Source organism: Streptomyces sp. NPDC043861 (genome assembly GCF_056435905.1).
On sequence record NZ_JBWKDP010000017.1, the window covers coordinates 93,384 to 106,382 of the forward strand.

General features: G+C 70.4%; 13 protein-coding genes. 6 read left to right on the plus strand and 7 right to left on the minus strand.

What is annotated here, in order from left to right; all coding sequences use genetic code 11:
* Positions 1-142: 142 nt before the first annotated feature.
* Genes AC068D_RS30845 through AC068D_RS30860 form a run of 4 tightly spaced genes read left to right on the plus strand, consistent with a single transcriptional unit; the run spans position 143 to position 3,587 of the window.
* Positions 143-1,126, plus strand: a complete 984-nt coding sequence (locus AC068D_RS30845; protein WP_478826397.1) for a Bug family tripartite tricarboxylate transporter substrate binding protein — start codon at positions 143-145, stop codon at positions 1,124-1,126.
* Positions 1,123-1,644: a tripartite tricarboxylate transporter TctB family protein gene (locus AC068D_RS30850; RefSeq protein ID WP_478826398.1), complete on the plus strand. Its 522-nt coding sequence runs from the start codon at positions 1,123-1,125 to the stop codon at positions 1,642-1,644. Before AC068D_RS30845 ends, AC068D_RS30850 begins: the two co-directional genes overlap by 4 nt.
* Positions 1,645-1,647: 3 nt before the next feature.
* The gene (locus tag AC068D_RS30855; protein ID WP_478826399.1) at positions 1,648-3,144 is read left to right on the plus strand and encodes a tripartite tricarboxylate transporter permease; all 1,497 of its coding nucleotides are present in this window, start codon (positions 1,648-1,650) and stop codon (positions 3,142-3,144) included.
* The gene (locus AC068D_RS30860; RefSeq protein WP_478826400.1) at positions 3,141-3,587 is read left to right on the plus strand and encodes a GNAT family N-acetyltransferase; all 447 of its coding nucleotides are present in this window, start codon (positions 3,141-3,143) and stop codon (positions 3,585-3,587) included. Before AC068D_RS30855 ends, AC068D_RS30860 begins: the two co-directional genes overlap by 4 nt.
* Before the next feature lie 26 nt (positions 3,588-3,613).
* Here AC068D_RS30860 and AC068D_RS30865 read toward each other — a convergent pair whose 3' ends face one another.
* Positions 3,614-4,105: a ribonuclease FAU-1 family protein gene (locus AC068D_RS30865; RefSeq protein ID WP_478826401.1), complete on the minus strand. Its 492-nt coding sequence runs from the start codon at positions 4,103-4,105 to the stop codon at positions 3,614-3,616.
* Entirely contained in the window at positions 4,086-5,015 is a 930-nt protein-coding gene (locus AC068D_RS30870) for an N-acetyltransferase family protein (protein WP_478826402.1), read from the minus strand. Before AC068D_RS30870 ends, AC068D_RS30865 begins: the two co-directional genes overlap by 20 nt.
* 334 nt (positions 5,016-5,349) lie before the next feature.
* Between AC068D_RS30870 and AC068D_RS30875 the strand changes: the two genes are divergently transcribed.
* The gene (locus AC068D_RS30875; protein WP_478826403.1) at positions 5,350-5,724 is read left to right on the plus strand and encodes a GntR family transcriptional regulator; all 375 of its coding nucleotides are present in this window, start codon (positions 5,350-5,352) and stop codon (positions 5,722-5,724) included.
* 127 nt (positions 5,725-5,851) lie between these two features.
* On the opposite strand, the gene AC068D_RS30880 is transcribed toward AC068D_RS30875, so the two are convergent.
* The 4 genes from AC068D_RS30880 to AC068D_RS30895 form a co-directional block, all read right to left on the minus strand.
* Positions 5,852-6,946: a DUF5925 domain-containing protein gene (locus tag AC068D_RS30880; RefSeq protein WP_478826404.1), complete on the minus strand. Its 1,095-nt coding sequence runs from the start codon at positions 6,944-6,946 to the stop codon at positions 5,852-5,854.
* A 74-nt stretch (positions 6,947-7,020) separates the two neighbouring features.
* Positions 7,021-7,797: a polysaccharide deacetylase family protein gene (locus AC068D_RS30885; RefSeq protein WP_478826483.1), complete on the minus strand. Its 777-nt coding sequence runs from the start codon at positions 7,795-7,797 to the stop codon at positions 7,021-7,023.
* Between the two features lie 20 nt (positions 7,798-7,817).
* On the minus strand, positions 7,818-8,849 hold the full coding sequence (locus AC068D_RS30890) for a glycosyltransferase family 2 protein (RefSeq protein ID WP_478826484.1): 1,032 nt from the start codon (positions 8,847-8,849) through the stop codon (positions 7,818-7,820).
* Between the two features lie 8 nt (positions 8,850-8,857).
* Positions 8,858-9,703, minus strand: a complete 846-nt coding sequence (locus tag AC068D_RS30895; RefSeq protein WP_478826405.1) for a glycosyltransferase family 2 protein — start codon at positions 9,701-9,703, stop codon at positions 8,858-8,860.
* 765 nt (positions 9,704-10,468) lie between these two features.
* Here AC068D_RS30895 and AC068D_RS30900 point away from each other — a divergent pair.
* Positions 10,469-11,278 carry an SGNH/GDSL hydrolase family protein gene (locus AC068D_RS30900; protein WP_478826406.1) on the plus strand — a complete coding sequence of 270 codons (810 nt, stop codon included), beginning with the start codon at positions 10,469-10,471 and terminating at the stop codon, positions 11,276-11,278.
* Here the strand turns inward: AC068D_RS30900 and AC068D_RS30905 are convergent.
* Positions 11,262-12,965, minus strand: coding sequence for a serine/threonine-protein kinase (locus AC068D_RS30905; protein WP_478826407.1), 1,704 nt, complete (start codon positions 12,963-12,965; stop codon positions 11,262-11,264). The two genes, AC068D_RS30900 and AC068D_RS30905, sit on opposite strands and share 17 nt — an antisense overlap.
* Positions 12,966-12,999: the final 34 nt, after the last annotated feature.

Here is a 12,999-nt window from a genome sequence, read left to right on the forward strand (position 1 = left end):
GGCACAGCATCACGACGACACGCTAGGCGGCGACCACAAGGACCACAACGTCCGTTGATTCCGGAAGAGAGACAGTTTCCTGACGCGCGGGCAACATGTGGGCCACTTCACACCCCCCTGTTCAGCCCGAAAGGCGGCTCACGTGCGATCGCGCACTCCCCTCGCCCTGCTCGGGGCGGCGCTGCTGGTGCTTGTGGGGCCGCCGCTGCTCACCCCGCGCAGCGGCGCCGACACCGGCACACGGATACCCGGCCTGCGCTTCATGGTCCCCAACACTCCCGGTGGCGGATACGACATCACAGCCCGCACCGCAGCCAAGAACGCCGAGGACGCGGGCCTCACCCACAACATCGAGGTGTTCAACCTCCCCGGTGCGGGAGGCACGGTCGGTCTGACCCGCCTCGTCGGTGAACACGGCAACGGCAGGCTCGCCATGTCCATGGGGCTCGGCGTCGTCGGCGCCGTCCACACCAACAAGTCCCCGAAAACCCTGTCCGACACGACCCCGATCGCCCGGCTCACCGAGGAGCAGGACATCGTGGTCGTCGCCAAGGACTCCCCGTACCGGACCATCCAGGACCTGCTCGCCGCCTGGCGCAGGAACCCGGGCAAGCTGCCCGTCGGCGGCGGCTCCTCGCCCGGCGGACCCGACCACCTCGCCCCCATGCTCATGGCGCAGGCGGCCGGTATCGCCCCCGGATCCGTCAACTACATCCCCTTCGACGGCGGTGGCGAACTGCTCGCCTCGATCCTCGGCAACAAGGTCGCCTTCGGAGTCTCGGGCGTCGGCGAGTACCTCGACCAGATCGAGTCGGGGGAGCTGCGGCTGCTCGCCGTGACCGGACCGGAGCGGGTCCCCGGTCTGGACGCACCCACCCTCCGCGAGGCGGGCCTCGCCACCGACTTCACCAACTGGCGCGGCATCGTCGCCCCGCCCGGCCTCTCCGACGCCGAACGCGACAAGCTCGTCACGCTCGTCCGGAAACTGCACGACTCGCCCGAATGGCAGGAATCGCTCCGGAAGAACCGCTGGGACGACGCCTTCCTCACCGGCGACAGATTCGGTGACTTCCTCGACGAGCAGAACGAGCGCGTCGACTCTGTACTGAAGGAGCTGGGGCTGTGAACACGGGAACCACGACGCGGGCGCGTCGCTCCTGGGTCCGCGAGCACTCCGAACTGGGCGTCGGTCTGCTCCTCTTCCTCATCGGAATCCTCGTCCTCACCGACGCGCTGACCATGGACGTCGACATCGCACAACGTGGCCCGATCGGCCCGAGGACCGTGCCGGTCGTCGTCGGGACAGGTCTTCTCGTCCTGGCCGTTCTCCTTGCCGTGGACGTGCTGCGCGGTGGGCGCGGGGAATCGGAGAGCGGCGAGGACATCGACCTGTCCGAGCCGAGTGACTGGCGCACGGTGCTGCTCCTCGCCGGTGTCTTCCTCGGCAGCGCCGTCCTCATCGGTCCGCTCGGCTTCCCCGTCTCGGGGGCGTTGCTCTTCTGGGGCTCGGCGTACGCGCTCGGCAGCCGTCACCATCACCGCGATCCGCTGATCGCCGCGGTGCTCTCCCTCGTCACCTTCCATGTGTTCAACAACCTGCTCGGGGTGCCACTGCCAGGCGGCCCGCTGATGGGAGTGCTCTGACCGATGGATTCCCTCAACTCCCTCCTCGACGGCTTCGGGACCGCACTGACTCCGGTCAACCTCTTCTGGGCGGCCCTCGGCGTACTGCTCGGCACGGCGGTCGGTGTGCTGCCCGGCATCGGGCCCGCCATGGCCGTCGCGCTGCTGCTCCCCGTCACCTACGGCCTCGAGCCGACCGGTGCGTTCATCATGTTCGCGGGCGTCTACTACGGCGCGATGTTCGGCGGATCGACGACGTCCATCCTGCTCAACACGCCAGGTGAGAGCGCCGCCGTCGTCGCCGCCATCGAAGGCAACCCGATGGCCAGGGCGGGCCGCGGTGCACAGGCACTTGCGGCCGCCGCCGTGGGTCACTTCACCGGCGGCATGATCGGCACGATCCTGCTGGTCGCACTCGCCCCGGCGGTCGCCGAACTGGCCGTGGACATCGGCGCGCCCGACTACTTCGCCATCATGGTGCTGGCGTTCATCGCGGTCACCTCGGTGCTCGGCTCGTCGCGGATCCGGGGGCTCGCCTCACTGCTGATCGGACTGACCCTGGGGCTGGTCGGACTGGACCAGATGACCGGGCAGCAGCGGCTGACCTTCGGATCGCTCCAGCTCGCCGACGGCATCGACGTCGTCATCGTCGCGGTCGGGCTCTTCGCGATCGGCGAGGCGCTGTGGGTCGCGGCGCATCTGCGGCGGACGACGGGCGATGCCGTTCCGGTGGGCAGACCGTGGCTCGCCGGGTCCGATGTGAAGCGCACCTGGAAGCCGTGGCTGCGGGGACCCGTCATCGGCTTTCCGTTCGGCGCCATCCCGGCGGGTGGTGCGGAGATCCCGACGTTCCTGTCGTACGTCACCGAGAAGCGGCTCTCCCGGCACAAGGAGGAATTCGGCAAGGGCGCCATCGAGGGTGTCGCGGGGCCCGAGTCGGCCGCCTCGGCCTCCGCGGCGGGCACCCTCGTCTCCATGCTGACGCTGGGCCTGCCGACCACCGCGGTCGCCGCCGTCATGCTGGCCGCTTTCCAGCAGTACGGCATCCAGCCGGGCCCACTGCTCTTCGAGCGCGAACCCGAGCTGGTCTGGGGCCTGATCGCCTCCCTCTTCGTCGGCATGGTGCTGCTGCTCGCGCTCAATCTGCCGCTGGCGCCCCTTTGGGCGAAGCTGCTGCGCATCCCGCGCCCGTACCTCTACGCGGGCATCCTCTTCTTCGCCGCCGTCGGAGCGTACGCGGTGGGAGGCGAGTCCCTGGACCTGGTGATCCTGCTGGTCATCGGGCTCATCGGGTTCGGGATGCGGCGCTACGGACTGCCGGTGCTGCCCGCGGTGATCGGTGTCATCCTCGGCCCCGCCGCCGAGCAACAGCTGCGGCGGGCACTGCAGATCAGCGACGGCAGCATGACCGGACTGGTCAACACGCCCTTCTCGGTGACGGTTTACGCGGTCATCGTGGTGCTGCTCGCATGGCACTGGCTGAAGAAGCTGGTCAACCACGGTCGTCACGTGAGGGCATGACCGACGACATCCGCCCCGCCCTGCCCGCCGACGTGCTCACGGTGCAGGCCCTGACCGACGCGGCCTACCACCACTGCATCCAGCGGATCGGCCGCGTACCGGCTCCGATGGAGGCGGACCACGCGGCGAATGTGGCCGCGGGGCGGGTGTTCGTCACGGGCGAGCCGGTCAGGGGCGTGCTCGTGCTGGTCCCCGAGGCCGATCACCTCTGGCTGGACTCGATCGCGGTTCACCCCGACGCACAGGGCACCGGTCTGGGCCGCCGGCTGCTGGCGTTCGTGGAGTCGTACGCCCGTGGGCTCGGCGTGCCCGAGGTCCGGCTCCTCACGAACGCGATGATGTGGGAGAACCAGAAGATGTACGAGCGATACGGCTACGAGTTCGTCGAGCGGCGCATCGAAGGCCCCTACGACCACTTCCACTACCGCAAGCCGCTGCCCTGACACCGGGCGGGCGGTGCCGCTCCCGGTCACTCGAGGAGCTCCGTGAACCGCCCCTGGCGGGCGAGGAGTTCAAGAGCGTCCAGGGCGCGCCGGGCCTCCTCCGCGGCTCGGGGGTCCGCCTCCGCGAGTCCGCTGGCGGCGAACTCGTCCTCGTCCAGCCGGAGGATGTCCTTCCCGTCCGCCGAGACCCACAGATCGAGGTCCAGGTCCTCGACGACCAGCTCGGTGTCCGAGACGGCCGCCGGCCGGGTGATGTCGCAGTACCGGCCCTTCAGCGTGCCGTCGACCGCGCGCACCTCCTTCACGGCGTACCACCGGTCCCGCCAGTAGTGCTCGGTGAAGACGTCCCCCGGCTCGAAGCGCACGAAGCCGAAGTCCCGGACGCCGTCGCCCGCCCAGGGCGCCAGGACCGTGATCCGGGAGCCGTCGTCCGCGACGACCTCTGCCGGATAGCGGATCTTCGTCAGCCCCGCCTTGACGAGGACGACGTCGATCGGCTCAGCCGAGCGTGCGGACATGGCGCACCTCGGTGGCGCAGATCTCGTAGCCGAACCACTTGTTGACAGCCAGCATCGGCTCGTTGCCCGCATCGTTGCCGGTGACTGCCTCCGTGTATCCGGCGGCCCGGGCGCGGTGCAGCGAGTCGTTCTTGGCCAGCTTGGCCAGGCCCCTGCCGCGGAAGCCGCGTGCGGTGCCCGTCATGACCGTGCCGTAGCGGGTCGAGCCGTCCGTCCGGGCCGCGGTGAAGGCGGCCGGGCGGCCGTCCACCAGCGCCACGGAGGTCAGCTCGTGACTGAGCAGCGGATGGTTCCAGGTCTCGACCAGCCAGTGCTCGTAGTCCGTGAACTCGGTGTCCACATCGCTCGGCTCGTCCGCCGTCGTTTCCGCGTCGAGCTCGAACAGCGGCCGGGGATCGTCCGCGAAATGCCCACCGGAGACGATCTCCACTCCGGGCGGGAGCTGCTGCAGTGGCGGCAGCGCGCCCTGTGCGAGATCGAGGCGGAGGAAGTGCGCGGAGCGGCTGGGACGGTAGCCGTGCCGCTCGGCGAAGGCGCGGTTCGGCGGCTCGTCCAGGACCCAGGAGTACACCGTGGAGGCGCCCGCGCCGGCCAGATGCTCCTCGGCCGCCCGGACGATCAGCGACCCGGCCCCGCGCCCCTGGTGCTCGGGGTGCACATAGACGTTGGCGTAGCCGACACCGGGCTCCGGGCTGTCGTGGGCGATCCCGACCTGGGCCGTGCCGATGACTTCGCCGTCCGCCACGGCGACCAGCGGCCGGTAGCGCGCGTCGGGATGGGCATGGGCGACGTCGAAGGCCACCGACTGGGCACTCGCCAGCATGAACGGCAGGGCCAGCCGCCGGACCAGGGCGAAGCCCTCGGTGTCCCGGCTGTCATCAGGACGAAGATCACGCACCAGCACAGTCATGGAACGGCACATTACGTGCGGCATCACCGCGGCTGCCTCCCATTTTCGTGCGGCACTTCGGCCGGCGGGCTTCACCGGCCGACATGCTCGGGGACGGCCGAACGCCCGGAGCCGGCACCGGTACGGCGCCACCGCGAGGATCGTCATGTCATGGTCGAGCAGAGGAGGATCCCTCCCGTCGCGGTTTCGAGGAGGAGCCTGCCCGATCCGGTGACGGTGAGCGCGGTCGGCACGGCCCAGGCCGGCATCCATCCCGGTCGTGAGGTGCTGCCGCCGACCGAAGCGCCGAGTCCCCTTTCCGCCCGCCGGCGGAGCCGTGGGGGAGAATCGGCCCGTGACCTTGAAGATCGTCATCGATACGGACTCCGCCACCGCGCCCTTCGAACAGCTCCGGGCACAGATTTCCGCGCAGGCCCGCTCGGGCACGCTGCCCGTCGGACACAAGATGCCGACCGTGCGCGGACTCGCCCAGGAGCTGGGGCTCGCCCCCAACACCGTCGCCAAGGCGTACCGCGCTCTCGAGGGCGACGGGGTGATCGAGACCCGTGGCCGCAACGGCACCTTCATCGCCGCCGCAGGCGATGCGGCGCAGCGTCAGGCCGCGACTGCCGCGCAGATCTACGCCGAGCAGGTACGCCGGCTGGGGCTGTCGCGCGCGGATGCGGCGGCGGCAGTGGAGGACGCGCTGCGGGCGGCGTACGGGAAGTGACGGCGGGCGAACAGGCGGCCGGGGCCCGTGGCATCGGCCATCCGCCGCACCCGGCACGGGAATCGGCGCATCGGGCAGCCGCGCACCCGGCACGGGAATCGGGCCCACACGCCGGTCCCGCCGCAGGTCACAGATAGAGGCCCGCGTCCGCCCCGTCGTGCTGGGCCGGCACCGAGGCCGGCGTCGTGCCCCGTCGCAGTGCGTACAGCTCCGCCAGTGTCGCGCCCTCGCGGCCCACGCCCTCCTCCGTGCCCAGCCAGGTGACCGCCTCCGTGCGGGTGAGCGGACCGACCTCGATACGGGCGAGGCAGCGACCGGGCCGGACGACCGCAGGGTGCAGGCGCTCCAGGTCCTCGTTCGTCGTGACCCCCACCAGCACATTGCGGCCCTGGCCCAGCAGTCCGTCCGTCAGGTTCAGCAACCGGGACAGCGCCTGGCCGGCCGTGTGCCGGGCCTCCCCACGGATCAGCTCGTCGCAGTCCTCCAGCAGCAACAGCCTCCAGCGGCCCTGGGCCGTGCCGTCGTCCTCGCCGATCGCGATGTCCATCAGATAGCCGACGTCGTTGAAGAGCCGCTCGGGGTCCAGCACGCAGTCCACCTGGCACCAGTCCCGCCAGGAGCGCGCCAGTGTCCGTAGCGCGGACGTCTTGCCCGTGCCCGGCGGACCGTGCAGCAGGAGCAGCCGGCCCGCGATGTCGTCCGGGGTCACCTTCATCAGCCGGTCCATCGCCTCGGCCACCGGCGTCGTGTAGTTGGGCCGTACCTCCTCCCAGGTACCCGCGGTGATCTGACGGGTGGTGCGGTGCGGGCCACGGCGCGGGGACACGTACCAGAAGCCCATGGTCACGTTCTCGGGCTGAGGCTCCGGTTCGTCCTGGACGCCGTCCGTCGCCCGCTTGTGGACGCTCTCGGCGAGTTCGGAGCTGACGGCGGTGACCGTGACGTCGGCACCCCTGTTCCACCGGGAGACCAGCAGGGTCCAGCCGTCGCCCTCGGCGAGCGTTGCGCTGCGGTCGTCGTCACGGGCCGCACGCAGCACGGACGCATCGGGCGGCAGCAGTGTGGCACCGGGCTTGACCCGGTCGATGGTCGAACTGTGCGAATACGGCTGCTCGCCCGTCGCGAAGCGGCCGAGGAACAGCGCGTCGACGACGTCCGCGGGTGAATCGCTGTCGTCGACGTTGAGCCGGACCGGCAGCGCGTCCTCAGGGTTGGCAGACATGGCGCCCATGATCCGGCACGAGGGCGCCGTGCGCACGACGTTTTGCTGTGGGACCCCCCGTATGCCTGGTGCGCTCATGCGCGCAGCAGCCGCGCCACGGCCCGAGTCCTGCGGACGACGGCATACCCCTTCGTCAGCACCCGGTCCGCCGCGAAAGTGCGGGCGATGGCACGACCCTCGACAAGTCGTTCGAACTCCTCGATGCCGGTGGAGCGCCGCACGGTCACGCGTTCCAGCGCATGGGGGCCCTGGCCGCGCCGGGCAAGTGCATTGCCCACGGAGAGGGACTGGGCGAATCCCACCGCACGGACCATCTGCCGTACGCGCCGGCTGGAGTAGCCGTACGGATAGGCGAAGGAGACCGGTGGCGCCCCCAGCTCGGCGGCGATGATCTCCCTGCAGCGCAGGGTCTCGTCACGCAGCCGCCGGTCGTCGAGCTGGTCCAGCTGCGGATGGGTGTGGCTGTGACCGCCGATCTCCGTCCCCCCGGCGGCCAGTTCCCGGACCTGGTCCCAGTCGAGCATCGTGTCCGGTGCGCCGGCCGCCTGGCCGTCCGTCCCCTGCGGTCCGCGCATCCATCCGGTCGAGACGAACAGGGTGGCCGCGAAGCCGTGCTCGGCGAGTACGGGGAGGGCGTGGCGGTGCACACCCTCGTAGCCGTCGTCGAAGGTGATCAGCACGGGGCGCGGCGGCAGTGGGGCCGCACCGCGCCACGCCCGCCCGAGTTCCGCGGTGGTGAGCGGAGTGAAGCCGCGTTGCTGGAGGAGCCCCATCTGTTCGGTGAACGCCTCCGGTGACACGGACAGCCCGTATGCGGCGGGTGCGGGCCGGTGGCCCACCGCGTGGTACATGAGGATCGGCACGGCCCGACTCACCGCTTGTCACCTCCCGCGTCGGGTGCGTACGCGGCGATCGGACCGTGCGAGAAGGCCACCCCGGAGCGGGTGCGGACGTTCGCCAGCGCGTATCCCGCGGCCGCCGTGGCCACACCGGCCACGATCGCGCCGGCCCGGCCTGCCCCTCCCCGTCTGCCCAGCAGTGCGTCGCGCAGTCCCCGGGCCACACCCGCGGGGAGTACCCGGGTGGTGTAACGGCGCTCGGACTCCAGGCCCTTGCCGCTGCCCACGCTTCGGGCGACGAGGGCCTTGGAGAGCCCCTCGGCGTAGGTGCGGGTACGGAAGTAGCCGAAGTGCTCACGGGCCGCGGGGACCTTGTGGTGGATGACGGCACGGTCGTCGATGAGCAGGACCGCATGAGGGACGGCCCGGGCGAGCCGGATGCACAGCTCGGTCTCCTCGCAGCCCAGCGGCCGCTTGTCGCCGTCCCGTCCGATGCCCGTGGCGAAGCCGCCCGAGGCGTCGAAGGCCGTGCGCCGGAAGGATGCGTTGCCGCCGAGGACATTGCGGACGCGCACACGCCCGGGCGGCAGGCCCCGGTACGTGCAGCCGACGACCCAGTCGAACTCCTCGGGAAACCAGGCTGGCCGCCGGCCCGACGCCCAGGCCGGAATCGTCCTGCCGCCCACCGCCATCACCCGGGGGTCGTCGTAGCCCTCGTCGAAGCAGGCGAGCCAGTCGCGCTCGGCCACGGCGTCGTCGTCGAGGAAGGCGACGATCTCTCCGCGCGAGGTGGCGATGCCGGTGTTGCGGCCCGCGGAGAGGCCGCGGGGGCCCGCGTTGGCGAGCACCCGCACCTCCTCTCCGCAGGACGTGGCACCGGACGGCCCGCAGTCCTTGAACTCCCGGGTGAGGCGTTCCAGCAACGCGGGGTTGTGGTCGACGACCAGGAGCGTCTCGAGTGCTGGGAGCGACTGGCGCCGGACCGAGTCGACCGCCGCGAGGATGTCGTCCCAGCGGTCCTCGGTGTAGACGCAGATCACCACGGAGAACGTCCGGTGGTTCACCCGTCGGCTCAAGAGAGCCCTCCCGGGGCCTTGAGCGTGAGGGCGGGCGCGCGGCGCGCGGTGCGGCGGACGCCCTTCTCCGTGAGGATCACCTTGAGGACCCGCAGACCGTCCCGTACGGCGCTGAGGTTGCTGACGCCGTGGATACGCAGGTATTCGTGGCTGGGGACCTCCTGGACGCGCAGGCCGGCCTTGACCACCCGGATGTTCATGAGGGTCTCGATCTCGAAGCCGGTGCAGTCCAGGGTGATTCTGTCGAGGCAGTGGCGCCAGAAGGCGTTGTAGCCGTAGCAGAGGTCGGTGTAGCGGGCGCCGAACTTCGCGTTGACGACAGCGCACAGGACGCGGTTGCCGAGCTTGCGGATGGGTGTCATGTCGTCCGTGCCGCCGCCGTTGGCGAAGCGGGAGCCCTTGGCGAAGTCGGCACCTCCGACGAGGGCGGAGACATAGCTGACGATCTCATGGCCGTCGGCCGAGCCGTCCGCGTCGACCATGACGATGATGTCACCGGTGCAGGCGGCGAAGCCGCTGATGAGGGCGTCTCCCTTGCCTTTTCCGGCCTGTTTGACGACCTTGACGTCGGGCCACAGTTCCCTGGCCACATTCACGGTGTCGTCCGTGGAATTTCCGTCGACGAGTACGACCTCATGGATCCATTCGGGCAGCGTCTTGAAGACGTACGGAAGGTTCTCCGCCTCGTTCATGGCGGGGATCACGACGCTGACCGGTGGCGTGATGGCGAGATGGGTGGAGATCGGACGGTACTGGGCCGGTATTCGGCCCAGTGTGGCGGTGGCCTTGGCCGGAGCCGTGGCGGTGTTCCCCGGGACCGCCGGGCGCAGGAACGAGCTCATGAGTCGGTTTCCCTCTCGTCCGGTGGACCGCCCACCCCCGGGCGGTCCGGATTGAGTGTCCGGTTCGAAAGGGGGGTTCTCACCCCGGCCATGACGGCATGGAACTCCGTGCTGGTCGGGTGAGCTGGCATTGCTGACTGCGCGGCCCGTGAACCGGCGCATGCCGAAAGGCACGGCCGAACACGGCACCCCCCTACCGCGCCCCGCTCAGGACCATCGCGACGCTGGACCCCTCCCCTGGAGTCGCTTTGCATGATGGGCCGTTGCGGGTGGATGTACGACGGTATTGATGATTAGGACTGTATGGCAAGACCTGGAACGGGGGCGCACTGTTTTTGCATCTTTTCCCCTACCGGGCGGAAATGCGCAAGCCTGTTCCGGATCCGGGTGAGAAAGGGAAGGAAAGTGATTGCTGCGACGCCTGTGGCGCCGATTTCCCTTGCGGGCCTGGTCTTTGGCACGGGGTAAATCCGCAGCGGTCAATTCGATCACCGGTGCTCGGGTGCTCGAAAGGATGATCCTTTCCGTGCGGGAAATGGGTGGTGCGCCGTCGGCGCCCCCCCGTGGCCGCCGTGGCGTTGGCGGTTCGGCCGGGGGTGAGTGCGGCTCCGGGGGTGCCGGACGGGAGGTCTCTGTGCCGGTGTCCGTCGACGGTCCGTCAGGAGACGGCGTCCGCCGGTCGATTGTTCTTGGCATGGACACTTCCGGTGAAGTTTGGTGCGTGCTACGACAGTTGAGGCAGAGATCCTGCTAAAGGGAGGTTCCATGAAACTGTCCCGAATCGCGGCATTCTCGTCCTCACTCCTACTCGGCGCCGCCCTCGCTCTCTCCGGAGCGGGCCAGGCACAGGCTGCCCAGGGCGCGGCAGCACTGGACTACGTGGCCCTCGGTGACTCGTACTCGTCGGGCCTCGGGGCCGGCGCGTACATCGGCTCCAGCGGCGACTGCAAGCGCACCAACCGGGCCTACCCCGCACTCTGGGCAGCCGCCCATTCACCCTCCTCATTCGCCTTCACCGCTTGCTCGGGCGCTCGTACGGGTGATGTGACGGCGAGCCAGCTCGGCCCCGTCACCTCGGCGACGGACCTCGTCTCGATCACCATCGGAGGCAATGACGCCGGCTTCGCCGACGTCATGACCACTTGCGTCCTGCAGTCGGAGAGCACCTGCGTCGCCCGGGTCGAGGCAGCCAAGCGGTTCGTCGACACCACTCTGCCGGGGCGACTCGACTCGGTGTACTCGGCGATCAGATCCCGTGCCTCGGCGGCGCATGTCGTCGTCCTCGGCTACCCCCGCTTCTACAGGCTGAGCGGCAGCTGCCTCTCCGGACTCAGCGAGAGGGAACGCGCCGCGATCAACGGCGGCGCCGACCATCTCAACGCCGCGATCGCCAAGCGCGCGGCCGACCACGGATTCACCTTCGCCGATGTCGTCCCGACCTTCACCGGGCATGAGATCTGCTCGGGATCGGCCTGGCTGCACAGCGTCAACTGGCTGAACATCAGCGAGTCGTACCACCCCACCTCCTCCGGACAGTCGGGCGGATATCTGCCCGCCCTCAGTACGGCGGTGTAAGGGACTCCGTCGGAGAGGAGGGCCCGCCTGTCGGGGACGGGGACTCCTGCCGGCATGTCACCGAGAACGCCACCCAGTTCGAACGCGCCTCGACCGGACGCCGAATCTCCAGCCGGATCCGGTCGTGGTGCCTCGCGTTCTCCTCGTAGGTCCGCTCGATGTGATCGACGTGCTGCGACTTCCCCTCACCGGAGGGGAAGTCGAGTGTCCTCCAGTGCGCGTCGGAGCTCCTGCCGCTCTCGGTCACCCACCGGTAGGTCACGGAGGCGGGCGTGCGCCCCACGGTGACCGTCGCCCGGAAAGCGGGGGCCTCGGCCTCCCGTGGTGGGCAGGTGCCGCTGTAGCTGCCGATCACGGCCCGGGCGTACGCCTGGACGGTCTGCGGAGCATCAGCCGTGGCGGAGTCGTGGCCGCCGCCGGGTGCGGTGTCCCCGGCGCCAGGGGTTCCCGGCTTGCCCGACGCGTCTTCGGACGGGCCGCCGCCGGCTGTGCCGGAGCCGCCGGTCCCACCACCACTCGCCGCACCACCGCTCGCCGCACCACCGCTCGCGCCCCCGTTGCCCCTGCCGTTGCCTGAGTCACCCGGCTTGCCGGCGTTCATCAGGGCGTAGGTCAGACCGCCGATCGACAGAAGCAGTACGGCGACACCCACGACCAGGGCGACCGCGGCGCGCCGCGGTCGGCCCGACGGAACCGTGGTCGCTCCCGTCGGAGGGGTGGGCGGGCCGAAGCCGCCCACCGGCATGGACGGTCCCGAACCCCGGGGCACCGTCGTCGGTGCGGCCGATGTGACCGTCCGGGCATCGGGGCCGGACGGTGGCGGGGGAGCGGAGCCCGTACGCGGTGCACCGCCCGCACCCACGATCCGCAGCAGGCGCTCGGCCTCCGCCGATGGCAGTCGCTCCGCCGGATCCTTCTGCAGCAGTCCCGCGATGACCGGTGCCAGGGCGCCCGCCCGGCGCGGCGGCGGCAGTTCCTCGTCGACGACGGCCCGTAGCGTGCTGAGCGGTGTGTTCTGGCGGAACGGCGACTGACCCTCGACCGCGGCGTACAACAGCACGCCGAGCGACCACAGGTCCGACTCCGGGCCCGGGGTGCGCCCCAGGGCCCGCTCCGGTGCAAGGAACTCGGGCGATCCGACCAGTTCGCCGGTCATCGTGAGATTCGAGGTGCCCTCGACCGTCGCGATCCCGAAATCGGTGAGCACCACCCGGCCGTCGTTGGCGAGCAGCACGTTCCCGGGCTTCACATCACGGTGCAGCACCCCGGCCTCGTGCGCGCAGCGCAGCGCGGCCAGGACCTCCGCCCCGATGTGCGCGGCGCGTTGCGGGGGCATCGGGCCCTCGGCGTCCAGCACCTCGGAGAGCGAGAGCCCGCTGACGAGTTCCATCACGATCCATGGCCGGCCGTCGTGCGACGGCACGTCGTAGACCGTGACGACATTGGCGTGCGAGATCCGGGCGGCGGCCCAGCCCTCGCGCTCCAGCCGTGCGTACAGCCGCTGCTCGTCGCTGGTGCCGAGCACCGCCGGCGCCCGGACCTCCTTGACCGCGACGTCCCGGCCGAGGGCCTCGTCCCGGGCGCGCCATACGACGCCCATTCCGCCCTCGCCGAGCCGGCCGAGCAGGCGGTACCGCCCGGCGACCAGCATTCCGTCGTCCCGATCGTCGCCCGGCACTACGCTCATGACGAGCCCCCCATCCGCAGCAGAGCGACCATCA

What these genes read in the sequence shown, in the direction of transcription:
- AC068D_RS30895 (WP_478826405.1), bottom strand. Translation starts at nt 9,703, where the DNA reads ATGAGCTCGTTCCTGCGCCCGGCGGTCCCGGGGAACACCGCCACGGCT.
- AC068D_RS30860 (WP_478826400.1), top strand. Translation starts at nt 3,141, where the DNA reads ATGACCGACGACATCCGCCCCGCCCTGCCCGCCGACGTGCTCACGGTG.
- AC068D_RS30900 (WP_478826406.1), top strand. Translation starts at nt 10,469, where the DNA reads ATGAAACTGTCCCGAATCGCGGCATTCTCGTCCTCACTCCTACTCGGC.
- AC068D_RS30855 (WP_478826399.1), top strand. Translation starts at nt 1,648, where the DNA reads ATGGATTCCCTCAACTCCCTCCTCGACGGCTTCGGGACCGCACTGACT.
- AC068D_RS30885 (WP_478826483.1), bottom strand. Translation starts at nt 7,797, where the DNA reads ATGTACCACGCGGTGGGCCACCGGCCCGCACCCGCCGCATACGGGCTG.
- AC068D_RS30870 (WP_478826402.1), bottom strand. Translation starts at nt 5,015, where the DNA reads ATGACTGTGCTGGTGCGTGATCTTCGTCCTGATGACAGCCGGGACACC.
- AC068D_RS30905 (WP_478826407.1), bottom strand. Translation starts at nt 12,965, where the DNA reads ATGAGCGTAGTGCCGGGCGACGATCGGGACGACGGAATGCTGGTCGCC.
- AC068D_RS30880 (WP_478826404.1), bottom strand. Translation starts at nt 6,946, where the DNA reads ATGTCTGCCAACCCTGAGGACGCGCTGCCGGTCCGGCTCAACGTCGAC.
- AC068D_RS30865 (WP_478826401.1), bottom strand. Translation starts at nt 4,105, where the DNA reads ATGTCCGCACGCTCGGCTGAGCCGATCGACGTCGTCCTCGTCAAGGCG.